The organism is Parasalinivibrio latis (assembly GCF_036825535.1).
Taxonomy (GTDB): domain Bacteria; phylum Pseudomonadota; class Gammaproteobacteria; order Enterobacterales; family Vibrionaceae; genus Parasalinivibrio; species Parasalinivibrio latis.
This window is the reverse complement of record NZ_CP098813.1, coordinates 736,691-763,170: the sequence shown is the minus strand read 5'-3', so window position 1 is coordinate 763,170 and position 26,480 is coordinate 736,691. Positions and strand designations below refer to the sequence as shown.

Here is a 26,480-nt window from a genome sequence, read left to right as displayed (position 1 = left end):
TTTCTGCGATAGAGATCAGTAAAGGATGTTTAAAGCTCTACCGTACCCAAATCGAAATTTCGGGCAAACTGAGACCAGCCTGCATAGGTTTTAGTTACAAACGGAACTGGCAGCGACGCACCTTTGGTATGACGCTTAATCTCAGTACCAATGGCTTTGGTGATAACTTTGGTTGTGTTCGCTTTTGGATCCCCCAGAATATCCAGCGCAGTCTTGAGTACTTTTTCACGGGCAGCTTCATCTGTCAGCCCTTGAATACGATAAGAGTTGTAATACCCTTTCAGAGTCTCTACCGCGTCATCCGTAAGGTTTGACGTCAATGTAAACGACAGGTACTTCTTCGACATTTCATAGTGGGCTCCACTCGCTGTCCGTAATTTGTTCAACATCTCATTTAGCAGTTTATTGCGTGTAGTATTCCCCAATGCACTGAATTCACTGGTATAGGCACCAAAGATATTCGTCGGACGGATAGTACGTTCAATAGCCAGAGTTTCAAGCTGGCGGCTGATATCAAAGGTACTGTTTATTTGCTGTACTCGAGTAGCAAAGTCAGACAGTGCAGTTGCAGATACCGTAGAGTTACCCGACGCCGTAGAGCTGAAGACTTGCCAGTCTGTGCTGGAACCCAGCCCAAGAGACGCACTGACTTCTTTTGTTAGCTGTGAGTTGGAAGAAACAACCGGAATACGAATTTTCAATCCAGCTGTTGGACTTAGACTCGGTCCCCCCGATGTAGGCCCAACGATAAACGTTGTCGATGGCGCTGCATAGTTGGAACTTGCATTCAACGCCACTTCAAAGGCACGCTCTTTATCTACCGCTTCAAAGTGGAGCTTCGAGAGGACATCTTCGTTCCAGTTCCCATCAAGAAGAGCACTGAAGGCCGAATTAAACTCGCTGTCACTGACCGTTGCGATTGAGGTAAAGGCACGCGTATAGCCTGCATTCAGGCTTGGCATTGCCAATGCCCCAGCCCAACTGTTGTCTATAGGCATTGAAAAATGGCCCACCGTAACACCAGCTTTCACGCCAGTAGTCGGTGTCAGGCTCAGTTTTACGGTACGGGCACCGTCAAATGCGTGGGAGAACTCTACTTCTGCTACCATTGAATCAGCAACACCCGTATTTATCTGAAATAGAGTGTCGGGTATTCCAAGGCTTTTTGCCCAGTTTATAGCAAGGCCATCAGCCAGATTTACACCCAGTTGCACTGAACTCCCGGCGGGTAAGTTCTGGATGGAATTTTCAATCACACCTTTCCAGTTAGCACGGTCAACAACACCAAAACTTTCCTGTAAAGAACTGAATACCGCCCCTTCGTTTTGAAGGTCATATGTCAGTATTTTTCCCGCATAATTCACCTTCATGAAGTGCGGCTGCCCAACTGGAGAGCCCTGGATAACTGAACCAGCCATATCACTAAGGTTCTCATAGGCGTGTGTCACCTGGGGTTTTAACACTGCCAGGTTTTGTCTGTGAGTCGTCGCGGCTGAACGAATTCGATTTGCATAGCTCAAACCCCGGGGATCAACCTGAGATGGGGTGATAGTAGGCTTAGGGACCCCCAACAGAAGCTCCTGGTTGGTTTTTGCTTTAAGGATAGAAAACGGATCTGTTGTTTCCTGAGAAGTCAGCACCGGCTCACTCTCATTTGTCGCAAAGGTGGTCAACTCAATACTATTGGTTGTTTCTCCTGCCACACTCCCGCTGATTGTGGCAATGGCTTCGTGTTCAGCCAGACTGAACGTACGTGTAGTAATATTTTTTGCCAGTTTTGCGCCTGAAATAGTAGCTGGTACTGCAGTTAGCACCGCTGCTAATGACGCATTTTTTATTGCTTTGACTTTGTCCTCTGTTCTGTCTGCCAGTGAGGCATCAATCGAGTCAACGGCCGTTGTTGCCACCCCTCCAGCAACAGCCAGTACCTCAGCTAGTGCCCCACCAACGGGTAAAACAGCGATTCCCGCAACCCCCAGCGCTGCAGGCAGGATTTCCATTGCAACATCAAAATCGCGCTCTGCATTGCTGTAGCTGCTGTAATCGGCATCTGCTACATTGTCCCGTTCCAGTGCGTTGGCAAGTTCAGTTCCCATTTGACTTGCTGTATACCCTGTTCTTGCGGACTGACGGACATACGAGATTGCCCAAGAGCCGTCATTTAGACCAGCTAATGCAGAATTGACGCCGGAATACGTTACACCATCATTGAGGTTGTAAAGACTGAACTGCTGTTTTAGCAATGGATGGTTATCTGTATTTCTAAAGAAAGCTTCATACTCACTTTCTGTATTAAATTCAAAAAACACTTGATCCATACCCATCACAAAAAGTAATCCTGTATTACCTCCCGGTGAGTGGGGCAGGAAAAACATGTTATGTGATGGCCAAGTGTAAATATCTACTTTTTCAAGTACAGCGCTGCCGGATAAGGCTGATGTCGCAATTTGTTTTGAAGCATCTGATTTGGCTGCACGTTTTGCCACTTCAAGTCCAAAACGAATTGCATTTTGGTATAGTTTTACCAAGTGGCTACCAAGTTTTGACCCATATAAATCTTTAATATATGCATCATACCCAGGCTCTGGATTCATCGCATTTAGTGTTTCAAAGTCATTTGTTTGTTCTGTTGGGTTGTCTGATGACAAAAGCCAACTATGACTCACCATATAAGGGTGTTCAGACGAAGAAGGTGTTTCAAAGTGGTGACGCCGCGCTGCTACATCGCCATATGAATAAAACTTACTGTAATGTGTATACCATGTATAGTCGGTGTACCAACTACCATCGTAATACCTCTTAGTATTTTTAACTTTAAACGTAATTTTGATGCTTTTATCAGGATCTAGATTCAAATCATTGGATATTTTTTTATTTATATAATCATCGAAATTCATAATGTCTTGTGACAGTAAATCAATAAAATCCGTCCCAAAACCGGCATTCGCCACATGAGTTTCCAGTGAAGGGGCACCGTCATAGAAGTCATAATTGTACGTTCCATCACTGTATATGTGCTCAATGGTATCATGATTAATTTCAACCGCTTGAGTGACACCCATCCCCAACGCAACCATACTGGAAAGTATGCCGTAGCTAAACTTCTTTAACTTTTTCATGTTATGTACTCCTTTGGTTTCACCTGCCAATAACGTTTTTGTGTTTGCATTAGTAATTTCGAAGGATATAACTTCAACTCATATTCATGTATAAAAAGACGAAGAAATCCCTCTTATTCGCATGAAGATATCAGTTGCGAACATCAAATGTTTCTTATTAAATTCTAATTTAGAATCAGGTTTAATATTTTTTCAGATTCCAAGATTAATAAAAAACAATAATCACTCTTTCTAATGAATAATCACATCATTCATATTATGAATACAGCACCGAGTACTTTATTGTCAACAAATTGATTTGTAAAAAATGAATCATCAAAATGTCAGGATTTTTACTTAATAAAAAACATACGCGCCAAGTCCCACATAAACATTAAATTAAATAATTTATCAACCAAATGACAGATTTATGTGAAAACATCATATTTTTCATTATGTTATGTAAATAGCAAGTTCTATTCCTTACTTTTGAGCTGAGGTAATTACCTGTTATATAAGAAAAAATACAGATATATTAGTGTCCCTTTCAATTTCACTATTCAATTTAAACAGATGAAAATAAAGTAAAAAACAACCCAGTAATTGCCTTTGGTTTTAAGCTGAAAAATTATTCACATTCTTTTATTTTAAGTATAAAAATTTACACTGTTATAAATTGATAAGAATTTTTAATTAATTGATAAAGTCAGTTTTATATACAACCAAAAGTTTAAGTTTTAGCTCTAGTTACATTTGTCGTGATAGAGCATATTGATGTCGCAATCTGTTACGAAGATGGCAACCTGTTCAATGATTCCCTGGAAATTCTACTAATCAGCAAACACAAAATAATATTCAATATTTTTAAATTATTATTTTAATTAAACATTCAATTTAAAAAGGTCTGATTCATTGATCAAGCGACACCACCGAAGCACCAGCGACGTTAAATCGAAGGATAAACCGGATTCTGCTTTACATTACTGAATGCAAAGCTCGACTCCACCGCCGCGATCCCAGGTATCTTGGTAAGGTGATCACGAATAAACCGCTCGAATGCCTTTAGATCTGCAGCGACTACTTTCAGCAGGTAGTCGCTGGTACCGGTCATCAGATAGCAGTCCATGACTTCCGGCAGTGCATTGATGCCCGTTTCAAATTCCTTCATTGATATGTCGTTTTGCTTTTCCAACCGGACACTGACAAAAGCGATAACAGACAGGCCGTAAGATTCCTGGCACACCCGTGCTGTGTAGCCTGTAAGTACGCCGGACTCTTCCAGTTTTCTGACTCTTCGGAGGCATGGCGAGGGCGACAGGTTAACCCTTTCTGCAAGCTCTTGGTTAGTCAGGCGGGCATTTAATTGCAGTTCCCTGATAATTTTACGGTCAACATTATCCATAACATTCTCTTTTGGCAGTTTCTGCTAATTTGCAACCACTTCAAGCCATAAATAGCCAGCACATTGCGCAAACTATTCGACATAATTTCAATATTAACAGTTTGCTAACAAGGAACGGTCATGTCAAAGCTTACTCACATCGGTAATAAGAAATTGTCCCCGGAAACCCAGATGATGCATTACGGCTATAACCCGATGTTGTCTGAAGGAGCGGTCAAATGTCCCCAGTTCCAGACCTCAACCTTTGTGTTTGAGTCAGCCCAGCAGGGGAAAGACCTGTTTAACTATGCGTCAGGCAGAGTTCCTTTGCCGGATGATCTGGAGCCTGGTTTGATATACAGCCGATTCAACAACCCCGTTTTGGAGATTCTGGAAGGTCGCATTGCGGTATGGGATGAAGCAGAGGACTGTATGGTCACCAATTGTGGTATGTCTGCCCTTTCGTCTACGCTGATGGCACTTTCCCAGCCCGGCGATGTGGTGATCTACTCTGAGCCTATTTACGGCGGTACCGATACCCTGCTGAACGCTATCTTGCCGAAAATGAATATCCAGAGTGTCGGATTCATTGCGCAGGATGGAATTGAGGGGCTTGAGGCTGCAGTTGCCAAAGCGCGGGATCTCGGCACGGTATCAGTGATTTTGCTGGAAACCCCTGACAACCCTACCAACCACCTTATCGACATCGCTGCGTGCAGGAAGGTAGCAGAAACGCTGACCAATGCAGCAGGTGAGCGCACCAAGATAGTGGTGGACAACACCATGGGCGGTCCGGTCTTCCAGACGCCTCTCCGGCATGGTGCAGATGTCTGCCTTTACTCCCTGACCAAATACATCGGCGGCCATTCCGATCTGGTAGGTGGCAGTTGCTCTGGCAACAAAGCTCTCATCACACAGATCCGTGGTTTCAGGAATATCTTTGGCACCAATATGGACCCGCAGACAGCCTGGCTGCTGCTGCGCTCACTGGAAACCCTGAAAATCCGAATGGAAGCCGAATCACGCAGCGCCGCCCAGGTAGCAAGGTTCCTTAACAGACACCCTAAAGTCACACAGGTGCACTACGCCGGTTTTTTGGAAGAGGGAAGCCAGCAGCATGCCCTGTACAAAAAGCAGTGCCAGGGATGCAGTTCGACCTTTTCATTTGAAATAGCCGGTGGGGAGCCGGAAGCCTTCCAGGTTCTGGATGCCACCCGTATTTGCCAGCTGGCTGTCAGTCTTGGCGGCACCGAAACCCTCATTCAGCACCCAGCTTCGATGACGCACTCCAGCGTCCTCGCTGAGCGTCGGGCACAAATCGGTATCACCGACAGCCTGATTCGTATTTCTGTCGGGCTGGAAGATCCCGAAGACATCATTGCGGATCTCGAACAGGCATTATCCTTAATCTAAACGTCATCGCAGCACTAAACCGGCGCGGCGCATATCCAATCCACCTCTAAGGGGCAGACATGGAATACGGTAATCTCAGCGAATTAAAGCAGGAAATGGAAGAAGACCGCAAAGAGTGGATCGAATCCCTTGAGGTGATCCGGCATGAGTTCGGTGATGCCGGGGTGCGCGAGATCCTCCGCACTCTTCAGGATCATGCATTGCAGGCCGGCGTCATGTTAAATGAGGCGACGCTCAACACGCCCTATATAAACACCATCAGCGTCAGCGAACAGCCCCTTTACCCCGGTGATCTGGAGATGGAAAAGCGGGTGGAAAACATTATCCGCTGGAATGCCATGGCAATGGTAATGCAGGCCTATGACCAGGGAACCGGGGTCGGTGGCCATATTGCCACCTATGCCAGTGCCGCCACCGTACTCGAAACCGGCTTTAACCACTGTTTCCGGGCCCGTACCAAACACTATGGTGGAGACATGGTGCTTGCCCAGCCCCACGCTGCACCGGGTATTTATGCCCGCGCCTACCTTGAGGGACGCCTGACGGACAGCCAGATGGAAAACTTCCGCAGAGAGCTCGGGGAAGGCGGGGGATTGTGTTCCTACCCACATCCCCGTTCGATGCCGGACTTCTGGGAAATGCCCAATGCATCCATGGGTCTTTCCACCGTCAGTGCCATATACCAGGCGCGTTACGCCAAATACCTGGAAAACCGCGGCCTGAAACCAAAAAACGGCGGCCGCATCTGGTGTTTTATCGGTGACGGGGAATCAGATGAGCCGGAGGTACTGGGCACAATCAACATCGCCGCCAGGGAAAAACTTGATAACCTGGTGATGGTGGTGAACTGTAACCTGCAGCGTCTCGACGGCCCGGTGCGAGGCAACGGGAAAATCATCCAGGAATTGGAGCGCAGTTACCGGGGAGCCGGATGGAACGTCATCAAGGTGATTTGGGGAAGCGGCTGGGATGCCCTGCTCGCCCGGGATCACCACGGCATTCTCCGCCATCGGATGGAAGAGTGCCGCGACGGCGACTACCAGATGTATTCTGTAATGTCCGGCGGTGCCCAGCGCGAACACTGGGTGGGTGGGAACCCTCAGTTGGAAGCCATGATGAATTCCCTCACGGATGAAGAAATCAGCCATATCAAACGTGGCGGGCAGGATCCCAAGAAAGTCTTTGCTGCCTTCAACAAAGCCATGCGGGCCAGCGGGAAACCGACCGTCATTCTGGTGAAAACCGTGAAAGGTGACGGCATGGGCCCGAGCGGGCAAGGGCATAACGATGTCCACCAGAAGAAAACCCTGACCCCGGATGAGCGTATCCAGGCAGCAAGGGAGCACGGGATCCCACTGGATGATGACGCAGCCGCCAGCGCAGAGTTTTACGTCCCGGAAGCGGACAGCCCGGAGATGCGATACCTTCACGCAAAACGCCAGGCACTGGGCGGATACCTGCCCAGCCGCAAGCCGGATTGCCCGCTGGTGGAGCCACCTTCTCTTTCCCTGTTTGCTGAGCAGTTGTCCGGCTCCGGCGACAGAGCAGTATCGACCACCATGGCAATGGTCCGGATGCTGTCAAAACTGCTCAAAGAGCCGGTTCTCGGCAAGTATGTGGTCCCGATTGTACCAGATGAAGCACGCACGTTCGGGATGGATGCCCTGTTCCGTGCAGCCGGTATATACAACAGCGAAGGACAGCAATATACGCCGGTGGATGCCAAGTCTATGCTGCCATACCGCGAAGCCAAAGACGGCCAGATACTCCAGGAAGGGATTTGCGAAGCTGGGGCCATGGCGTCATTTATGGCAGCAGGTACCGCCTACGCCGTGCATGGTATTCCGACCATCCCGTTTTATATCTATTACTCCATGTTCGGTTTCCAGCGTGTCGGCGATATGGTCTGGGCCTGCGGCGATATGATGGCAAAAGGCTTCCTTCTTGGCGCAACCGCCGGTCGTACAACCCTGAACGGCGAAGGATTGCAGCACCAGGACGGCCACTCCCACCTTCTTGCCGCAACGTTCCCAAACCTGCTGAGTTACGACCCGGCCTTCGCCTATGAGATCGCCTTTATCATCCGCGAAGGGATACGCCGGATGTACACCGAGCAGGAAAACATTTTCTACTACCTGACCCTTTACAATGAAAACTACCCGATGCCTGCGCTGCCAGATGGCAAGGAAGAGACCATTGCTGAAGGTGTCATTAAAGGTGGTTATTTGTGGCAGGAAAGCCCGATTAAGGGTGAATGCCGGGTGCAACTGATGGGCAGCGGTGCAGTAATGCAGAACGTTATCAAAGCGGCAGCATGGCTGGAAGCCAGAGGCATTGCTGCCGACATCTGGAGCATGACCAGCTACACCGAACTGGCCCGCAATGCAGAAGCCTGTGAGCGCCGGAGCCGGATTGACCCGGATGCTACAGTTAAGGCATCCAATATCGCCACTCTGTTTGCAGGGTCCAGAGGGATCGCAGTGGCGGTAACAGACTACATGAAAGCCCTGCCAAACAGCATTGCCAAATGGATGCCGATTCCATACACCTGCCTCGGCACTGACGGTTACGGACTCAGTGAAGCAAGGGACGTGCTGCGGGATCATTTTGAGGTAGGCGAGCGTTACATTGCCGGGGCGGCGCTGTCCAGCCTTGCTGGTGAGGGATTGATCAGTGAAGAAGATTTTCAGAGGTGGTTTGCTGAGCTTGGGATCGCCCCAGAGAAAGACGACCCTGTCAGCCGCTGATTATTCGCCCAACATGGCAAACTGTTCTCCGGTCATGCCGTAAATCAGACGGTCATCAAACCCTTTGTGAATACGGTAGTACCCTTTTTGCGCCCCTTCACACCTGAATCCGGCTTTTTCCAGCACACGGGAAGAGCCGGTGTTCCCGGCGTAGCAGTCTGCTGTCACCTTATGCGCATGCAGCTTTTCAAACGCAAAAGCAGTGGCAAACCGGCAGGCTGCCGTTGCCAGCCCCTTGCCCCACGCATGGCGGGCAAACTGGTAACCGATTTCGTAGTTGCCTTCCAGGAAAACCACCGGCTGGAGGCCAGTCATTCCCATGTATTTACCGTCGATGTCACGGATAGTAAAGGTCGGTGTGTCCGGCCACTCCCCGCATTCGATTTGAGAAGCGGTGTTGTCAATAATCGGCTGGAAATACGCCTCATAAAGGGAATCGGGTGACGGCGCAAAATGAAGGAAGGTAATCACCTTTTCATCGTGGAGCGTTTCTATTATATCTGCCAGGTCTGACTGGCAGATAAAGCTTAGTGTGTACTCACTTTCAAATGGCACGGACTGACCCAGTTTCAGTGCGTCAATATCAATCCTGGCAGGCATAAATCTCTAGTCGTTTACAAGGACATTTCTGGCAATGATTGTACGCATAACAACTCACCATTACTGCCAAAAATCACGGATAAACCTCACAAACAGAAACGATACATGGTGTGGTAGTGATAAATCTGATCCGGCTTGAGAAAGCAGTCCGGCTGCTGCCACTCCGGGTGGTTGGGAGCATCCGGAAAGAGCTGCGTTTCCAGGGCCAGCCCGGCATAGCGGCAATAGTGATCGCCCCGGCGTGAAACGGCGGAATCAAGCAGATTTCCGGTATAGAGATGAAGTGCCGGTTTGGTGGTTTTTACTTCCATTGCGAGAAAGCCATCCGGCGATTCCAGCCGGGCTGCCAGCGCCAGCCCGTCCTGACAGCTTTCATCCAGAAGGAAGGTGTGATCATAGCCGCTGGCAACCATCTGTTCAGGCTCCATGGCAATACGCTCACCGATGGGCTTAGCATGGGTAAAGTCGAACACCGAACCCTCGACGGGTGTTATGTCCCCAGTTGGAATCTGGGTAGCATCTACCGGCAGGTAGTGACGGGCATTAATCATTAATTGGTGTGAGAAAACCGTCTCTCCGCTCTCTGCACCGGCGAGGTTAATACAGGCATGGTTGGTCAGGTTAACCGGGCACGGTTTGCTGACCTGGGCCTGGTAGTGGATACACAGGGAAAAATCCTCAATCAGCTCAAACCGGACATCCACCCACAGCGCGCCGGGAAAACCCTGATCTCCATCCATGGATTCCAGGGAAAATACCACCAGTCCGTCATCAACCTGCTTTGCCCGCCATCGCCTGCGATGGAATCCGTGGCTGCCTCCGTGCAGGCAGTTGGGAGGCTGGTTGATATCCAGGTGAACCGTTTTCCCTTCATGGAAATAACGCCCGCCAGCAATCCGGTTGGCATATCTTCCCACTGTTGATCCCAGATAGGCACGTTGGCTGAAATGAGCATCCAGAGACGGGCTGGCTAACAGCACTTCCCTCGGGGTTCCCCTGACCGGCAAACGGCAGCTCAACCAGGTTGCACCAATATCCATAAATGTCAGTTCCATTCCCTTTCGCGAGCGCAGGGTAAAAAAACGGGGAGGAAGGCCATCATCAACAAAGTTGCCCGTCATGTTGCCAAATACAGTGTCGTTATTCATGGCTGTCTCCTGTTTAAGGACGGGCAAAAAGATGACAGGAGAGACTATCAGCAGCAGCGGTGATTTCAGGAACCATGATCTCAAAATGACATCACTTGATAGGCAGGCTAATCCAATTCAGTGAGTTAACAGAACGTATCTTCTTAACCCATAATTAGACCTATTGGTCTAATTAAGTGGCTAGCATTTAAATCAAGGGTGGTCGTTTTTGTATGCACCGGATGATCAAGTCCACATGTCTTGCCTTGAATTCATTGACACAGATTATGCATTCGGGGGAATGTCTCCTTAAAAGGAACGGCTCGGCAGTATGTGATACGGCCGGGGAAAAGTAATTTTCAGGGAAAGACTCATGGCCGATATCACTTTATCCAATGTCATTAAACGTTACGGCGATGCCCAGACCATCCATGGTATTGATTTGGATATTAAAGAAGGGGAGTTCGTGGTTTTTGTCGGCCCATCCGGGTGCGGAAAATCAACACTGCTTCGGATGATTGCGGGACTTGAGGAGATCAGTAGCGGAGAAATCGCCATTGATGGAAACGTGGTAAATGATATCGAACCTTCAGCCAGGGGGATTGCCATGGTCTTCCAGTCATACGCACTGTATCCGCATATGACAGTCAGGGAGAATATGGGCTTCGGCTTGAAAATGAGCAAGGTCCCGAAAGAAAAAATAGACCAAATTGTCTTGTCGGCTGCACGTACGCTCCAACTGGAACCGCTGCTCGACCGCACGCCCAAGGTCCTTTCCGGGGGACAGCGTCAGCGTGTCGCCATTGGCCGGGCCATTGTACGTGATCCCAAGGTATTCCTTTTTGATGAACCTCTTTCCAACCTTGATGCTGAACTGAGGGTGGAAATGCGGCTGCAAATTGCCAAGCTCCACCAGCAACTGAAAAATACCATGATCTATGTGACCCATGACCAGGTAGAAGCGATGACTCTGGCAGATAAAATTGTGGTGCTTCGCAATGGGCAGGTTGAACAGGTTGGTACACCTATGGAGCTCTACCACTCGCCCCGCAACGAATTTGTTGCCGGTTTTATTGGTTCACCCAAAATGAATTTTATCCCGGTACAGGTTTCAGAAACTGAAGAAAACCGGGTGAAGGTTTCCCTTCCAGATACACAACAAATCTGGCTCAAAACCGCTAAGACAGGGGTGTCACAGGGTGACAGCCTAAACTTGGGAATTAGGCCGGAGCACATTGAAATTGGGGACGACACCGAGATCACCCTGCGCCTTAAAAGTGATGTTGTTGAACGATTGGGAAACAGCACCTATCTGTTTGGGGAATATGCCGGCCAATCCGGGTTCAGGGTACAACTCCCCGGCGATTCCAAGGTTATGTGCAATGAATCACTGCTGGTAAACTTCCCGGTTTCACGTTGCCATCTTTTTGATCAGGATGGCATCAGCCTTACCTCCCCTACCCCTTAAACAACTGATAGGTAAAAGGCGGTGCCTTGCACCGCCCTGGTTGTATTACTTATCTGGTGTTTTTACTTAAAAGTACGCTGGCGTACCTTGTCTACGCGCTTGAGGATTTTGTCGATTCGATCCGGGTAGACCATGTACTCCTGAAAACCTTTCATGCCTTCTTTTGCCATGGATGGATCCGTGTCACGGTCGTAGAACTGCGCGGTACCGGACGCCTCGGCGAGCATCTTCACACCTGCATTAAGGAAAGGATCATCTTTCACTTTCGCCTTGCTGTTGGTCGGGATTTGCAGCATAGCTTCATTGATAAGTTGCTGGTTTTCAGCCTTGGCGACAAATTCCAGGAAACGGCGTGCATCTTCTTTGTTTTTCGCTTTGGTCGGAATATGGATGGTATCCATTGGCGCATCTTCCGCCATGCCAACCTCCGGGTTGATAACCGGGAATTGGAAGAAGCCCATTTTCTCTTTCATCTCATCAGTGAAATTAGCCGCAAGGAAGTTACCCATCAGGTACATTGCTGCTTCGCCCTTGTAAAGGAACGACTGGGCTTCTTGCCAACTGTAGGATGTATGGTTGTCAATGTAGTAGCCGGGCTTAACCAGTTCATCCCACTTGGTGAAAACGGCCTTAACGCGGGGGTCGGTATATGGCACTTTTCCGTCCATCAGTTCGATGTGGAAATCCAGGCCGTTGATTCGCATGTTGAGGTAGTCAAACCAGCCAGCAGCAGTCCACAGGTACTTGGTACCGATGGTAAACGGCGCGACGCCATTTTCTTTGAGGGTTTTTGAGGCTGCAACAAGATCATCCCAGCTCTTCGGTACACCGATGCCAAATTTGTCGAACAGATCTTTACGGTAGTAGATACCCCATTGGTAATAGGAATAAGGGACACCATACTGTTTACCGTTTACGGACATGGCTGGAATTGCACTGGCAAAATCGTCGTACATACCATTGTCTTTCCAAAGGCCGCTCACATCTTCAAACAGGTTGCGGTCTACAAAGGTTTTCATTCGGTTACCCGCAAACCAGAACACCACATCCGGTGGTGACGTCACCAGCCAGTTCCGGATGGTGGTTTTGTATGCTTCGTGGTCATAGAGGTTATATTTCACATCTATGTCCGGGTTTGCCTTGGAGAACTTATCGACTATTTCAGCCCAGGCTGCCTTTGGTGCCGGATCTGACTGGCTGGAGTTAATCACCAGCGTGCCCGCAAATGAGGCTCCGCTTATTAATGTTGCTGCCAATGCCGCAGCCAGTTTATTTCTCAGTTTCATTTCAGGTCCCTTTCAGTTTTCGTTTTTTAGTTAAATTTCACGTCGTATTGGTTTTCTCTTTACGGCGCGCCTCAGCACGCCGGTGTCACAAACTGTTACCCCTTGGTCGCCCCCAGAGTCAGGCCAGCAATAAAGTGGCGCTGCATGGTGAAGAACAGAGCAACCGGTGGGAGTGCCGCCACAATGGCTCCAGCAGAAATGTACTGCCAGGATGCCAGCCACTGCCCTTTCAAGGCGCTGAGACCTGCCGTCACCGGTCTCACCTCATCACTCTGGACCAGCACCAGCGCCCAGAAAAAGTCGTTCCAGATAAAGGTAAAAACCAGTACCGAAAGTGCAGCTAATGCCGGGCGTACAAGTGGAAGCACCACATACCAGAAAATTTTGAATTCACTGACCCCTTCCACCCTTGCTGCTTCAATAAGGGCGTCGGGGATGCCAACAATAAAGTTGCGCATAAACAGCGTGCAAAATCCGGCTTGAAAAGCGACGTGGAAGACGATTAGTGCCCAGTAGGTATCGTAGATGCCAAAGGTAATGGTGAGATCCCGTACCGGGATCATCAGTATTTGGAAGGGAACAAAGTTACCTGCGATAAACGATGCGAACAGCCAGATATTGGCCCTGAATTTGTATTTTGCCAGGGCATACCCTGCCAGAGTGGACAGCGCGACGGCACCGAAGACCGCAGGAAGGGTAATCAGTATGCTGTTAAGCAGGTATTGCCCCATCGGGGTGGATGTAAATACCTGGGTATAGTTTTCAATAATCATCAGCTCTGACGGTATGCCCCAGTAGTTACCGGCATTAATGTCCTCTATTGAGCGAATAGACGTGAGCATTACAGCGATCAGTGGCAGCAGCCAGAGGATGATAGAAACCGGCAACGCCGTGCGATAAGAAAGCTGGGTAAACCGTCCGGCTTTTTGTATGGGTTGAGGGAACATTATTTCTCACTCCTTATCATCCGCCATAGGAAGTAAGCGATATAGATATCCATAATCAGGAAAAGCATCACGGCAACAGCCGCGCCATAACCCATCCGGTAGTTGAAAATAGACTCTTCATACATCATGTAGGCGAGCACGGTAGAACTGCTCCATGGGCCACCGGCAGTCATGGTTGCAACGAGGTCAAATGAGCGAAGGGCCCCAATCACAGTCACGACAATGGCAATAAAGGTTGCCGGTTTGAGTTGGGGGAGGACGACATGCCAAAGCATCTTCAACCCTTTTGCACCATCCAACCGGGCGGCTTCCAGTTGCTCAGGGTCGAGGTTGTTCAAGCCGGTGAGGTAAAGAATCATGCAGTAGGCTATCTGAGGCCAAAGACCGGCAGCAATAATTCCGTAGGTGACATACTCTTCACTGGACAGGATGGCAACGGGCTCCATTCCCATCCAGCCAAGCACCAGATTTAAAATGCCGGACGATGGGTCATAGAACCAGGAAAACACCAGGCCAACAACAACTTGTGAAATAACAAACGGGAAGAAAAACAGTGCTTTAACTGCCCGGATCCCCCTTACCTGCTGGTTAAGGAACAACGCCACAGCCAAACCCGCTGGTGGAGCCAGCATAAAGAGCAGCAGCCACAGAAAGTTGTTTTTAAGCGAGATAAGGAAGGTTTCGGAGTCAAACAACTCCCGGTAATTATCCAACCCCACCCAGGTCTTTTCCCCTAATCCGTCCCACTCAAAAAAGCTCAACCAGATACTGTCAAAAATGGGGTAAATCACATAAGTCGTGAACAGGATCAATGCCGGTGCCAGAAAAATCCACGGGGTATACTGCATCCCAATCCGTTTCCGTCCTGAGCGCCGGCTGATCCCCGATTCCCCCAAAGGCGATGTTTCTGCCTTTTGCATACTTTTTGCTCCGCTTTACTCAAACCCTGAGTCACCCAGACTCATATCATTCGACCAAATGTTAACAATGTGTAACTGGTCACTAATTTGTAAGCTAGTTTAAAAAACCACCAATGTAAACGTTTCCACCAATAGAATTTAATGATATGTTACAAAATATGACGAATATCTCACCGGATACGTAATTTCATTCAGTGAGCTAATTTATGAGAAAGGTCCTGATTGAGAAGGGCTCTGCAGTACGTTCATCAGCACCTAAACATGACAGGGATGCACTAATGGCCAATATAAAACTTTCCAATATAATCAAAAGGTTTGGAGAAATTCAGACCATTCATGGTATCAACCTGGACATCGATGAAGGTGAATTCGTGGTGTTTGTTGGTCCATCGGGTTGCGGAAAATCAACATTGCTCAGGCTGGTTGCAGGTCTCGAAGAAATAACTGACGGCGTGATAGAAATTGACGGGCAAGTAGTCAATGACGTAGAACCCGCCGAGCGCGGCGTTGCAATGGTGTTCCAATCTTATGCTCTCTACCCCCATATGACCGTGGCAGAAAATATGGGCTTCGGGCTCAAAATGAATGGAGTGGACAGGGAAGAGATCAGCCGGCGTGTAAACGCAGCGGCAAAAACACTCCAATTGGAACAATACCTCGGCAGGAAACCCAAAGCCTTGTCCGGAGGCCAACGGCAAAGGGTGGCTATTGGCCGGGCTATTGTCCGTGACCCCAAAGTGTTTTTATTTGATGAACCGCTCTCCAATCTGGATGCCGAGCTCCGGGTGGAAATGCGTCTCCAAATCGCAAAACTTCACCAGGAACTAAAAAATACAATGATTTATGTAACACATGACCAAGTCGAGGCCATGACATTGGCCGATAAAATTGTCGTGTTACGTGATGGGCGTATCGAGCAGGTCGGCTCTCCCATTGACCTTTACCATTCCCCCGCCAATGAGTTTGTAGCAGGATTTATTGGCTCGCCGAAAATGAATTTTATCCCCGTCGAAGTGCAGGCTGTATCTGGTGCCACCACAACAGTTCAAATGCCGGATGGACAGACGGTAACTATTGATACCAACGGGTTGCCTGTAACAGAGGGAGATCGCATAACCCTAGGGATCCGTCCGGAACATATCACCCAGGAGTCAGAAGGTGGCATAACAATTACTGTACAAAGTGAAGTGGTTGAACGTCTGGGCAACAGTACGTACTTGTTCGGCCAGTTTGCAGGACATGATGGATTTAAGGTTCACATTCCGGGGGACACGTCACTGGCTGCCTACCAAAGCATCGAGGTTCAGTTCAGTCCGAAAAAATGCCATTTGTTTAACGGGGAAGGGATGAGTTTGACCTCAAAAGTGTAATCGTTTTCCCTCAAGCGCACATTTCAGGTACAAAAACAGGGGGATGGCCTTTAGGAGGTTTGCTGCATCGGGTGAAATAAGCTTTAATATCCTGCTGATATACTCAGGGATAACTTCATGGCTACAATCAAAGACGTTGCACGCATTGCCGGTGTTTCAGTGGCAACGGTTTCACGGGTAATCAATAAATCCCCCAAAGCCAGCAGAGCCTCTATCGCTTCTGTTGAAGCAGCAATGGCAGAGGTGGGATACCGTCCCAATGCAGCCGCACGAGCCTTGGTAAGCCAGAGTTCAAATATCATCGGTGTCACCGTCGCCGATGTTTCTGACCCCTTTTTCGGCCAAATGGTCAAATCGATTGATGACTGCGTGCGCCCCATGGGCAAGCACCTGCTTATTGGCAACGGTTACCATGATGCAAAAAATGAAAAAGAAGCGATTGAGCTGCTGATAAACAACCGCGTTGACGGGCTGGTTGTGCACGCTAAAGGTTTAAGTGATGAACAGCTCATCGCATTTGCCAAAGAACAACCGGCAATGGTGCTGATTAACCGCCGTATAGACGCTATCAGCAGCCGTTGTGTCAGCCTGGATAACTACCGCGGCGCCTACCTTGCGACCGAACACCTGATCAAAAACGGCCACACAAAAATTGGCTATATCTGCTCTGACCATGACATTGAGGACTCCCGTTCGCGGTGTCAGGGTTACCGGGATGCAATGAAAGCCAATAATCTTGAAGTGACGGATAACTTTATCGCATACGGGAAGCCAGACGAGGAAGGCGGTGAGCATGCAATGATTCACCTTCTTGGACGAGGCCATAGTCTCACAGCAGTAGCATGTTACAGTGATTCCATGGCTGCCGGGGTGATCGCGGCCCTTGATGACAATGGGATTCATGTTCCCAGTGATGTCTCGGTTATCGGTTTTGATGACGGCTTGATCGCACGCTATATTCGACCGAGACTGACGACCATCCGCTACCCCATCCAGCAGATGGCAGAACAGGCTCTCCACCTCTCCCTTTCATTAGCGAAAGGCGAAACACCAACCGGTACGCTGCAGTTTATACCGACACTGGTTCGAAGGTACTCCGTCCGCTCCCTAAATTGAATGAAAAAAAGCCGTACAAATGCTGTACGGCTTTGATAGAGATAAAGCGGATAGATTTTATATCTCAATCATGAAATCGAGAACTTACCCACTATCTGGTTCAGACCGGAAGTGATTTTGCTCAGGCCATTTGCCTCAGCACTTACCGACTCCGCCCCGGTTGCTGTACTGCGCGCCAGATGGTTGATCTCTTCGACATTGTTGTTGATGTTGGTGACCACCGTATTCTGCTCTTCTGCAGCGACGGCAATCTGGTGACTCATATCCCGGATACTGGCAACAGACTCCGTAATTGCCTGAAGGGCTTCACTGGTCTTGTGCGCCTTCTGGGATGTATCTGTGGCTTCCTGGACATTCAAACGCATGGAGTCAACAGAACGTTTTGACTCTTTTTGCAAACGGACAATAAGCTCCTGAATCTCTTCCGTACTTTGCTGGGTGCGGCTGGCCAGGCTTCTCACCTCATCGGCTACCACTGCAAAGCCACGTCCCTGTTCACCGGCTCGTGCTGCCTCAATCGCTGCGTTAAGCGCCAGCAAATTGGTTTGCTCCGCAATACCCCGAATAACATCCAGTATGCTCCCCACATTCTCCGTTTCGCGTTCGAGGTTTTCGATGATATTGCTGACATCACCGATATTGGTCACCAATTTATCTATGCTCAAGCGGGTATCTTCAAGCACAGCCTGCCCCTCACGGACATGGCCATCCGCCACGTTCGCAATATCGGAAGCCTGCTGGGAGTTTTTCGCAATATCATCAACGGTAATTGTCATTTGATGCATGGCTGACGCAGTCTGAGCAAGCTGGTCTGCCTGAGACTCCGAGTTCTGCACGGTATCATTGGTAACCGATACGAGAGTGTTCGAGGCGCCATTGAGGCTATCCGCAGAACCTGACAACTGCCCGATGATTTGTCGGAGGCTGTTTGCCATTTCCGCCATGGCGGCATAAATCCCGGTTGCCTTGGAGGTATCACCAAAGTCCATCGTCAAATCACCGTTCGCAATCTTGCGAGCCATGGCTTCAATATCGCGAGGTTCGCCACCGATAGGTTTGCGGATAGCTTTTGTCACCATATAGCTGAGCACCACGCCTGCCAGTACAGCAAATCCACTGATTAGGATAACGAAATCAACAGCTGATTCACTCTCTGACTGTGCCCTTGGGCCAAGAGTATCCTGGGCGGCTTTAATCGACAGACTGAAGTCTGTAAGAATCTTGGTTATCTTAGGACCGATAACATCAAGGGTACCGCTAATACGTTCGTTTCGTTCACGGATGATGCTTGCCACTTTACCAAGAGCATCGATATATGAATCATGGGCTTTCTCAAATTTCGACCCTTTATCATTCCTGTCTGCAGTGGACATTGATGACAACAGATTTTCCAGCGGTTCATTAACGGCATTTAGCTCCAACATCGACCTGTCGAAATCGGACTCAGAATTACTTATCAAATACTTGGCTGCAAACAGTCTGCCAAGCAACAGCTTTTCCTGAACCCGCGATGCATAAAACACTGTAGACTGATCGCCCCTGCTATAGGCGCTCTCAATAATTTCTGTCATCAGTCGACGCATCGCAAGTCCATTCGGATCCAACTGCCCTTTGACAACCTCATTCCGTTTAGCAAAATCTTGAATTACGTTTTCAAAAGCTGCTTTATACTCGTCAATTCCTGACCTGGCTTCAGTAAGCATTGCATCTCGGGTGGAACTCTGGTCATTATCCAGCATTTGATCAAGCAGGCCGACGATAGTCTGATAGCCATTATCAAACTTATCAATTTGCTCTGGTGCCTGAGTTTTCAGAAACTTAAGCACATCCAATCGTGCGGTCACAAGAGCAGACTGTGCTGCACTCGATTGATTTGAGCTTCTCGCCAATCCTCGGTATTCGGTAAAGTTCTGATACCCTCCAGACAGGCCGCGATATCCAACCACCGCTACAACTAACAACAGACCTAATACGGCAGCAAAAGAAAAGGTCAACTGCTGAGCTAATTTGAATTTAGATAACATTCTCGCGCTCCCTAAAATAACCTCAGTGTGCAATAAATTGAATATTTTCGGTTGTTTAACATCTAGCCCACTTACGAGATTAATGCCATAATTTTGGCACATTTTTTGTCCATATTTAATATATGGTTATTATCAGGATAGTTCAGCCATTTCTAACTAACACATAATTTTTTCTAAACTAATCACCCCGTTCTTTTTGTTTTTGCTCACTTATGTAATTCTGGTCAAACCCCATCGAATTACCGTGTATCAAAAACGGAACAAGTGACTATTACATGCAGGGACAAAATCAATCAGGCGATAATAATGAGACTCTGAAACGCAAAGGACTGGTAATTACATCAACCGGTGTGGCGATTTTGAGTTTTGACAGCTTACTTATCCGTTTAATTGAGGCAAGTGAGTGGACGCTGCTATTCTGGCGCGGGGTTTTACCGGCTGTCTTTATCCTGTCTTATCTGGCGATATCTGCACCCGGAGTCCTGGCAAGCCAGTTCCGTCGCCCTTCCCACGTAATGGTTGCTGCAGGGGCAATGTATTCTATTTCAACAATTTGCTTTGTCCTGTCTATTCTCCATACCCAGGTTGCCAGCACATTAGTCATTATCAATACAGCCCCTTTACTTACAATGGTCATGGCTTTCTTTCTGCTGAAAGAGCGTATAGAGCGGAAAACGCTGTTTGCCATACTCGTCGCACTGTCTGGCGTTTGGCTGGTATTTGCCTCTGGTATGGAAGGAGGGGAGCTGGAAGGAAACCTTTATGCCGTGGGAACCGCTTTTGCGCTGTCCACCTATTTTGTTCTGTTGCGTAAAGCCAGAGGCCAATACGCATCGATTGCGCTCGCTACAGGAGGGATAATAACAGCCGGCATCTCTTTGATGATGGGGGCTGAGCCTTTTTCAGCCACGTTGGACGATGCGGTTTATATTTTCCTTTTATGTGGATTGGTTGTCCCGATTGCATTTCTGATGATCTCTCGGGGTCCCAAATATCTTCCGGCAGCAGAGGCCAACCTCATTATGTTGTTGGAAGCTATCTTAGGACCGCTGTTCGTGTGGATTGGACTTGGAGAGGTACCAACCGTACCGGTCGTCATTGGAGGCGTCATTATTTTGGGGGCACTGATTGGGAATGCGCTGTGGGGTTTCAGGAAAGCAGCAAATAAGTAATCAGTTCGTCTGTACTCTCCCGTAAGCAGTCTCATCCAATGTATCGATAAGCTGGATCACTTTTTCAAGGGTGGCCGGTTTCACCAGGTAACCGAATGGGCGGTAAGCAATGACTTTTTTAACCGCCTCCTTGGAGCTGTCTCCTGTTACGATTATTACCGGTAATTTGGGTCGCTTTTTGCGAATGTACGCAAGCACACCGATACCATCGTGGTGGCCATTAAGGTTGAGGTCCAGAAAAACGCAATCTATGTGGTTTTTCAGTAACGCCACCATTGCCGACTCAACATTCAATGCTATCAAAGAGTTTTGGCCTGGTACTGCATCGCTGAGGTGTTTTTCCAACGCCAATGCCATTGCATAGCTGTCTTCGACAATCAAAAATTGACTCATTTAACCCCAAAGTCTACCTAATACATCAACTGACTAATATGAAAAGCTTTTATTTATTTCTCGTTATCAATACAACTGTACTTACATAGATTATGTCTAGCAGAGAACTGCCAACTTTGTAGGAATTGTTATACCAAAAGCAACAGAATTACGTATAGATCACAGATATTTATATGCCACAAGCATTCGGTCACCATCCAACTCATAAGCATCAATACACATAAAATTCCACTTAGAATGAATGTTATCTCATATTTGTTTTTTTGATCCACTTTGAATATCTGCATATTTAAATTTGGATATCACACGAAAAAGGTAGCTTGTATATATGCTTATTCTGCTGTGCAAAGTCAGTATTGAGAAAAAATGGAGTTTTAAAATGAAGGCAGAAAAAACACGTTCAATCCAACACTGGTTAAAAAGGAAATGTGCATTTTTATTCGCCAGCTTCCTATTTTCTATGCCTGCTATGGCTGGGGACATTTCTGTCTCAGAATCCGTTGAGCTGGATGTTAAACCTGCGGGGCTCTGGGCATTTATCGGGGATTACAATTCACTTTACAGATGGCATCCGAACGTCAAATCCAGTGTTCTGGTTGGAGATGGGACCAGACAAGGTGACATGCGCCTTCTCATTTTATTGGACGGAACAGTGATCCCTAATGAACTGGTTGTGATGGACAATCAAAACATGTCTTACACATATAAGTCACTGAGCTCAACGATGCCTATTACTGATTACGTCGGTACAGTGTCGGTGACAGAAAATGCCTCCGGCGGTTCCACGTTAACCTGGGTTTCAACGTTTAACGCCAATGAAGGGGTAAAGCCTGAGGATGCACAGAAACTGGTCATCGACATTTACTGGGCAGCATACAACTATCTCAAAGAACTCTTTCATAAAAATAACTGATCAGTACGTCAAATCCTCTTACCCGGAAAGCCATACTCTCCTGACACCATGTTGTCAGGAGAGGTGCCTCATACTTGATTGGCATTTAATCAGTTGAGGAGATATGGAAATGACTCATAGCAATGTAGAAACAGTATTATTTCGTGTAAAGCCGGGTATCAGCAGCCATCAGATTGAAACAAGCAATGACAGTGTTAATCAGTGGCTTAAATCACAAGATGGCTTTATCTACCGTTCTTTGTCCCACGATCCCCAAAAAGATATGTGGATAGACACGGTTTACTGGCGCAATGGAGAAGATGCCAGGAAAGCCGGCGATGCTTTTATGACAGCCTCTGAAACGGCTGAATATATGGGAATGATAGATGAAGGGAGTGTCACTATTTATCACTCAGATATCCACGTAGACTTGCCTTATTGCGATTGACCGGGAAAACAGCGGGCTCCTAAAAGCCCGCTTTATGGATAGCAAATGAGAAAAGCAGAACGGCTCTTTCAGATACTTACTGTTTTACGCGCAAGGAGAACAGCTATCACAGCGGCCAAAATAGCAGAGTTGCTTGAGGTGTCTGAACGCACTGTATACCGGGATATACAGGCTCTGATTGTCAACGGAGTGCCCGTGGATGGAGAAGCGGGAATTGGGTATTACTTGCGGCCCGGTTTCTATCTTCCCCCCTTGAGCTTTACGACCGACGAACTGCAAGCCTTGTTGATGGGATGCAAAATGGCACAGGCATGGAGTGATCCGGCTCTGGCATCAGCCTCAAAGAGTGCTGAAAACAAAGTCCGGGCAACGCTGCCCGATGCCCTGATCCGGCAGGCGGACAATTACCCGTTTACCGTACCGCAAATGCATATCCGTTCTGAAATAAGCCGAATCACAGGTGAACTGAGGGAAGCATGCCTCCAGTGCCGCATCACCGCCATCACCTATACAACCGCTGGCGGCGAAATAAGTGAACGCAAAATAGAACCCCTTTGCATGGTCTACTGGGGAAAGGTTTGGACGTTACTGGCGTGGTGTCAGCTAAGAGATGATTACCGAAATTTTAGGGTTGACCGGATACAATCTCTTTCAGTTTCGGATGAAAAATTCCCACCCTCCCCGGAAAAAACGCTCAAGCATTTTTTAAGAAAGCACTGTTTTAGCTCCTGATGCTTACTTGCCTCAGTGTTGATAAATTCATAAAAAATAAGAATCTTGTCTAAACTTGTAGAGAACAAAAAAGCGTAATTCGGATGTTGTGACTCTGTTTTCTACAGGAGCCTTTCATGTTTTCGAAATTCTTCAGCCTTTTCAAAGCCGAACAAGAGAATATTGATAGCGAAAACGCCTATTCAGATGCCGACAGGATCAAGGCTCTGAAAAATTGTGTCGCTACCATCGAATTTTTACCTGATGGCACTATTTTGGATGCCAATGAACTGTTCCTCCAGGTTGCCGGGTACACCCTTGAAGAAGTTGTTGGCCAACACCATCGTATTTTCTGTTGTGAAGATTACATTCATACTCCCGAATACGCTGAATTTTGGCATCAACTTGCGAATGGAAACAGTCAATCAGGCTTTTTCCAGAGGAGAAATAAAGCAGGGAATGATATCTGGCTGGAGGCGACATATTTTCCCATCAGGAACGCTACTGGAAAGGTTGTGAGTGTGATGAAAACAGCCAGTGACGTTACAGACCAAAAAACAAAGCTGGACAGCCAGAGTGCGATTTTCGAAGCATTGGACCGCTCGACAGCCATTATAGAGTTCAACCCTGACGGGACGATTATTCGCGCAAACACCAATTTTACCCAGTCCGTCGGCTACAAACTTGATGAGATTCAGGGCCAGCATCACAGGATCTTCTGCCATGAGGAATTTTATGAAGAAAATCCTCATTTTTGGCGCGAACTGGAAAATGGAGACATCAAGTCAGGTCTTTTCAAGCGCAAAAATAAAGCTGGCGAAACCATGTGGCTGGAAGCCTCATATAACCCGGTAAAGGATGACTGCGGAAATGTCACAAAGGTGATCAAATTCGCGAGTAATATCACTGCGAGGATAGTGCGTCAGCAACGCGTTCAAGAAGCGTCTGAAATCGCCTATTCCACGTCAGTTGAAACATCCAAACTCGCCGAGGGTGGTGCTGAATCCCTCGACCAGATAGTGAATATATCTAATAACATATCTGCCAATGTCGCTGATGCATCTGATCTTATGCAAGAGCTCAATAAACAGTCTCATGAAATAAGCGATATCGTTACAACGATAGGGAAAATTGCAGACCAGACAAACCTGCTGGCCTTGAATGCCGCAATTGAAGCCGCTCGAGCTGGTGAACATGGCAGAGGCTTTGCGGTAGTAGCAGATGAAGTAAGGCAACTTGCCGCAAATACCAGTACGTCGACCGTCGAAATTGAAAACATCGTCAAACGTAACAGTCAGCTTACCCAAAAAAGTAAATCAGGTATGGAAAGCATTAGCAGCCTCGCCCATGAATGTAATGAGCGCATTGCTGCAGCCCAATCAGTTATGGAGGATATCCGCCAAGGTGCGGACAATGTATCAACTACCGTTTCTGAATTGAAACAGTCCAGATAGAGATAAATATCGAGACGGAACTAAGATATTGATATTTAAAAATAGGTTATTCCATTTGGAACACAAATAAATTGAACTTATAAAGGTATGGACACGATGAAGTTTTTTGGTACGTCAAAGTCAGGTGAACTTAAGAATGAAGCGAGCACCCAAATCCTAAACAACGCACTGGATGCTGTAGTCACCATTGATAAAAACAACAAAGTTGTATTTTTCAATCCGGCGGCCGAAAAGCTTTGGGGATACCACTCCAGAGAGGTACTGGGAAAAAATGTCCGCATGCTTGTACCGGAAATCTATCAGCAGGATCACGACAGTTATGTAAACCGTCACAGGGACACAGATGAAAACCGGATAGTCGGTACAAGCCGGAGACTGGAACTGGTCAGGAAGGATGGTTCGACAGTATGGGTAAGCCTGGCGTTGTCTAAAACCAATATAGGTGGTGGAATCGGTTACTCTGCTTTCGTCCGGGACGTTACTTCGGTGGTGCAGGCTCAGCAAGGGCTTGAACAGACCCTTGAACAGGCAATTGACGCTGTAGTCACTATCGATCACGAAAACAACGTCACCTTCATGAACAAAGCCGCAGAAGAGCTTTGGGGGTATAACCGTGATGAAGTGATCGGCCAAAACGTAAAGATGCTGGTCCCTAAACAATTCCGACCCCAGCATGATCATTACGTCAACAGCAACCGGCAGACCAAACAGGATAAAATTGTTGGGACATCGAGAGAACTTGAGCTCGTCCGCAAAGATGGCAGCCAGGTTTGGGTTGCATTCTCACTCTCTCGGGTCGAGATAGGTTCCAGAATCGGTTACACCGCTTTTATCCGTGATATCACCCAGGAGCGCAGGGCTCGGGAGGAAACCAAACAGATTCTGGACCAGGCGATTGATGCTGTGATTTCAATAGACCGTGATAATTGCGTGACCTTTTTTAACCCGGCAGCTGAGAAACTTTGGGGATATGATGCCAGCGAGGTAATTGGCCAGAATGTAAAAATGCTGGTGCCTGAAGAGATCCAGTCCCGCCATGATGAATATGTAAACCATAACCGGCGTACCGGTATCGATAAAATTGTTGGCTCCAGCCGCGATATTAAAATGTTCCGAAAAGATGGCTCCGAGGTTTATGTAAATCTCTCGCTCTCCAAAGTGGATATTGACGGTGATATTGGCTTTACCGCTTTTGTGCGTGACATTACCAAAGAGCGGCAGGCCCAGGAAACCGTCAACCAAACTCTTTCCCAGGCTCTTGATGCCGTGGTAACCATTGATGAATCCAATACCGTCACCTTTTTCAATAGTGCTGCTGAAACGCTTTGGGGCTACCCTGCTGAAGAGGTCATTGGACAGAATGTGAAGATGCTGGTGCCCATGGATATTCAGGGGCAGCATGATGAACTGGTAAACCGTAATCGGCGTACAGGGGAAGACAAAATAGTTGGCACCACCAGAGAGGTGCCCATTCATCGTAAAGACGGCACCCAAGTATGGGGGCTTCTCTCTCTTTCCAAGATAATGCTCGATGGCAAAATCATGTATACCGCATTTATTCGTGACGTGACGCGTGAAGTCAACCAGCGTGAGAACATGAACAGCATTATGGAGAACGTAGCCAGATCCAGTAATGAGATTGCGAATATCGCCAAAGTTATCGACGGTATTTCCAACCAAACCAATTTGTTAGCACTCAATGCGGCGATTGAAGCTGCCCGAGCCGGTGAACATGGAAGGGGGTTTGCAGTTGTCGCTGATGAGGTAAGGACACTGGCATCCAGATCGTCGGAATCAACCAACGAAATAAACAAACTCTCTGAAGATACCCGCACTTTCCTGACCGAACTCTCCAACCTGCTAAGTGACAGCGTGAAGAAGTAAACCAGAAAACTGCTCAGAACACAGAGGGC

The 26,480-nt window shown here is 47.8% G+C and carries 20 protein-coding genes; 11 read left to right on the top strand and 9 right to left on the bottom strand.

Translation table 11 applies throughout. The features are described 5' to 3' along the window. Positions 1-29: 29 nt before the first annotated feature. Positions 30-3,119 (bottom strand): hypothetical protein, encoded by a 3,090-nt coding sequence (locus NF212_RS20485; protein WP_434362761.1) that lies wholly within the window; start codon positions 3,117-3,119, stop codon positions 30-32. 925 nt (positions 3,120-4,044) lie between these two features. After that, positions 4,045-4,500, bottom strand: a complete 456-nt coding sequence (locus tag NF212_RS20480) for an Lrp/AsnC family transcriptional regulator (protein ID WP_434362760.1) — start codon at positions 4,498-4,500, stop codon at positions 4,045-4,047. A gap of 120 nt (positions 4,501-4,620) precedes the next feature. Here NF212_RS20480 and NF212_RS20475 point away from each other — a divergent pair, with 120 nt between their 5' ends. Both NF212_RS20475 and aceE read left to right on the top strand, forming a co-directional pair. After that, a complete protein-coding gene (locus NF212_RS20475; protein WP_434362758.1) occupies positions 4,621-5,892 on the top strand; it encodes a cystathionine gamma-synthase family protein in 1,272 nt (423 codons plus the stop codon). A 59-nt stretch (positions 5,893-5,951) separates the two neighbouring features. Further along, a complete protein-coding gene (gene aceE, locus NF212_RS20470; RefSeq protein ID WP_434362756.1) occupies positions 5,952-8,639 on the top strand; it encodes a pyruvate dehydrogenase (acetyl-transferring), homodimeric type in 2,688 nt (895 codons plus the stop codon). On the opposite strand, the gene NF212_RS20465 is transcribed toward aceE, so the two are convergent. Together NF212_RS20465 and galM are read right to left on the bottom strand one after the other, a co-directional pair. Then, positions 8,640-9,239, bottom strand: coding sequence for a GNAT family N-acetyltransferase (locus NF212_RS20465; RefSeq protein ID WP_434362754.1), 600 nt, complete (start codon positions 9,237-9,239; stop codon positions 8,640-8,642). An 86-nt stretch (positions 9,240-9,325) separates the two neighbouring features. Continuing rightward, on the bottom strand, positions 9,326-10,387 hold the full coding sequence (gene galM / locus NF212_RS20460; RefSeq protein ID WP_434362753.1) for a galactose-1-epimerase: 1,062 nt from the start codon (positions 10,385-10,387) through the stop codon (positions 9,326-9,328). A gap of 352 nt (positions 10,388-10,739) precedes the next feature. Between galM and NF212_RS20455 the strand changes: the two genes are divergently transcribed. After that, positions 10,740-11,834 (top strand): ABC transporter ATP-binding protein, encoded by a 1,095-nt coding sequence (locus tag NF212_RS20455; RefSeq protein WP_434362752.1) that lies wholly within the window; start codon positions 10,740-10,742, stop codon positions 11,832-11,834. Positions 11,835-11,896: 62 nt separating this feature from the next. Here the strand turns inward: NF212_RS20455 and NF212_RS20450 are convergent, their stop codons facing one another. From NF212_RS20450 to NF212_RS20440, 3 genes are all read right to left on the bottom strand, one after another. After that, positions 11,897-13,120, bottom strand: a complete 1,224-nt coding sequence (locus NF212_RS20450; RefSeq protein ID WP_434362750.1) for an ABC transporter substrate-binding protein — start codon at positions 13,118-13,120, stop codon at positions 11,897-11,899. Between the two features lie 95 nt (positions 13,121-13,215). Further along, positions 13,216-14,067, bottom strand: coding sequence for a carbohydrate ABC transporter permease (locus NF212_RS20445; protein WP_434362748.1), 852 nt, complete (start codon positions 14,065-14,067; stop codon positions 13,216-13,218). Beyond that, positions 14,067-14,915, bottom strand: a complete 849-nt coding sequence (locus tag NF212_RS20440) for a carbohydrate ABC transporter permease (protein WP_434363032.1) — start codon at positions 14,913-14,915, stop codon at positions 14,067-14,069. Before NF212_RS20440 ends, NF212_RS20445 begins: the two co-directional genes overlap by 1 nt. Before the next feature lie 350 nt (positions 14,916-15,265). Here NF212_RS20440 and NF212_RS20435 point away from each other — a divergent pair, with 350 nt between their 5' ends. Continuing rightward, complete coding sequence (locus NF212_RS20435) at positions 15,266-16,357, top strand: ABC transporter ATP-binding protein (protein WP_434362746.1); 1,092 nt, start codon at positions 15,266-15,268, stop codon at positions 16,355-16,357. 117 nt (positions 16,358-16,474) lie between these two features. After that, positions 16,475-17,473 (top strand): substrate-binding domain-containing protein, encoded by a 999-nt coding sequence (locus NF212_RS20430; RefSeq protein WP_434362744.1) that lies wholly within the window; start codon positions 16,475-16,477, stop codon positions 17,471-17,473. Between the two features lie 68 nt (positions 17,474-17,541). On the opposite strand, the gene NF212_RS20425 is transcribed toward NF212_RS20430, so the two are convergent. Next, positions 17,542-19,497: a methyl-accepting chemotaxis protein gene (locus tag NF212_RS20425; protein WP_434362742.1), complete on the bottom strand. Its 1,956-nt coding sequence runs from the start codon at positions 19,495-19,497 to the stop codon at positions 17,542-17,544. 275 nt (positions 19,498-19,772) lie between these two features. Here NF212_RS20425 and NF212_RS20420 point away from each other — a divergent pair, with 275 nt between their 5' ends. Further along, entirely contained in the window at positions 19,773-20,669 is an 897-nt protein-coding gene (locus NF212_RS20420; RefSeq protein WP_434362741.1) for a DMT family transporter, read from the top strand. On the opposite strand, the gene NF212_RS20415 is transcribed toward NF212_RS20420, so the two are convergent. Further along, the gene (locus NF212_RS20415; RefSeq protein WP_434362739.1) at positions 20,670-21,062 is read right to left on the bottom strand and encodes a response regulator; all 393 of its coding nucleotides are present in this window, start codon (positions 21,060-21,062) and stop codon (positions 20,670-20,672) included. A gap of 379 nt (positions 21,063-21,441) precedes the next feature. Here NF212_RS20415 and NF212_RS20410 point away from each other — a divergent pair, with 379 nt between their 5' ends. The 5 genes from NF212_RS20410 to NF212_RS20390 all read left to right on the top strand — a co-directional run bounded on the left by NF212_RS20410 (position 21,442) and on the right by NF212_RS20390 (position 26,451). After that, positions 21,442-21,975 carry an SRPBCC family protein gene (locus tag NF212_RS20410; RefSeq protein WP_434362738.1) on the top strand — a complete coding sequence of 178 codons (534 nt, stop codon included), beginning with the start codon at positions 21,442-21,444 and terminating at the stop codon, positions 21,973-21,975. Between the two features lie 109 nt (positions 21,976-22,084). Further along, complete coding sequence (locus NF212_RS20405) at positions 22,085-22,402, top strand: hypothetical protein (RefSeq protein ID WP_434362737.1); 318 nt, start codon at positions 22,085-22,087, stop codon at positions 22,400-22,402. Positions 22,403-22,447: 45 nt separating this feature from the next. Continuing rightward, positions 22,448-23,134, top strand: a complete 687-nt coding sequence (locus NF212_RS20400; RefSeq protein ID WP_434362736.1) for a helix-turn-helix transcriptional regulator — start codon at positions 22,448-22,450, stop codon at positions 23,132-23,134. Positions 23,135-23,250: 116 nt separating this feature from the next. Next, positions 23,251-24,567 (top strand): methyl-accepting chemotaxis protein, encoded by a 1,317-nt coding sequence (locus NF212_RS20395; RefSeq protein ID WP_434362735.1) that lies wholly within the window; start codon positions 23,251-23,253, stop codon positions 24,565-24,567. A 96-nt stretch (positions 24,568-24,663) separates the two neighbouring features. Then, positions 24,664-26,451 (top strand): PAS domain S-box protein, encoded by a 1,788-nt coding sequence (locus tag NF212_RS20390; RefSeq protein ID WP_434362734.1) that lies wholly within the window; start codon positions 24,664-24,666, stop codon positions 26,449-26,451. Positions 26,452-26,480 lie beyond the last annotated feature (29 nt).

Excerpts from the sequence above, each read along its gene's own strand:
- NF212_RS20485 (WP_434362761.1), bottom strand. The coding sequence starts at position 3,119 with ATGAAAAAGTTAAAGAAGTTTAGCTACGGCATACTTTCCAGTATGGTT.
- NF212_RS20480 (WP_434362760.1), bottom strand. The coding sequence starts at position 4,500 with ATGGATAATGTTGACCGTAAAATTATCAGGGAACTGCAATTAAATGCC.
- NF212_RS20475 (WP_434362758.1), top strand. The coding sequence starts at position 4,621 with ATGTCAAAGCTTACTCACATCGGTAATAAGAAATTGTCCCCGGAAACC.
- aceE (WP_434362756.1), top strand. The coding sequence starts at position 5,952 with ATGGAATACGGTAATCTCAGCGAATTAAAGCAGGAAATGGAAGAAGAC.
- NF212_RS20465 (WP_434362754.1), bottom strand. The coding sequence starts at position 9,239 with ATGCCTGCCAGGATTGATATTGACGCACTGAAACTGGGTCAGTCCGTG.
- galM (WP_434362753.1), bottom strand. The coding sequence starts at position 10,387 with ATGAATAACGACACTGTATTTGGCAACATGACGGGCAACTTTGTTGAT.
- NF212_RS20455 (WP_434362752.1), top strand. The coding sequence starts at position 10,740 with ATGGCCGATATCACTTTATCCAATGTCATTAAACGTTACGGCGATGCC.
- NF212_RS20450 (WP_434362750.1), bottom strand. The coding sequence starts at position 13,120 with ATGAAACTGAGAAATAAACTGGCTGCGGCATTGGCAGCAACATTAATA.
- NF212_RS20445 (WP_434362748.1), bottom strand. The coding sequence starts at position 14,067 with ATGTTCCCTCAACCCATACAAAAAGCCGGACGGTTTACCCAGCTTTCT.
- NF212_RS20440 (WP_434363032.1), bottom strand. The coding sequence starts at position 14,915 with ATGCAGTATACCCCGTGGATTTTTCTGGCACCGGCATTGATCCTGTTC.
- NF212_RS20435 (WP_434362746.1), top strand. The coding sequence starts at position 15,266 with ATGGCCAATATAAAACTTTCCAATATAATCAAAAGGTTTGGAGAAATT.
- NF212_RS20430 (WP_434362744.1), top strand. The coding sequence starts at position 16,475 with ATGGCTACAATCAAAGACGTTGCACGCATTGCCGGTGTTTCAGTGGCA.
- NF212_RS20425 (WP_434362742.1), bottom strand. The coding sequence starts at position 19,497 with ATGTTATCTAAATTCAAATTAGCTCAGCAGTTGACCTTTTCTTTTGCT.
- NF212_RS20420 (WP_434362741.1), top strand. The coding sequence starts at position 19,773 with ATGCAGGGACAAAATCAATCAGGCGATAATAATGAGACTCTGAAACGC.
- NF212_RS20415 (WP_434362739.1), bottom strand. The coding sequence starts at position 21,062 with ATGAGTCAATTTTTGATTGTCGAAGACAGCTATGCAATGGCATTGGCG.
- NF212_RS20410 (WP_434362738.1), top strand. The coding sequence starts at position 21,442 with ATGAAGGCAGAAAAAACACGTTCAATCCAACACTGGTTAAAAAGGAAA.
- NF212_RS20405 (WP_434362737.1), top strand. The coding sequence starts at position 22,085 with ATGACTCATAGCAATGTAGAAACAGTATTATTTCGTGTAAAGCCGGGT.
- NF212_RS20400 (WP_434362736.1), top strand. The coding sequence starts at position 22,448 with ATGAGAAAAGCAGAACGGCTCTTTCAGATACTTACTGTTTTACGCGCA.
- NF212_RS20395 (WP_434362735.1), top strand. The coding sequence starts at position 23,251 with ATGTTTTCGAAATTCTTCAGCCTTTTCAAAGCCGAACAAGAGAATATT.
- NF212_RS20390 (WP_434362734.1), top strand. The coding sequence starts at position 24,664 with ATGAAGTTTTTTGGTACGTCAAAGTCAGGTGAACTTAAGAATGAAGCG.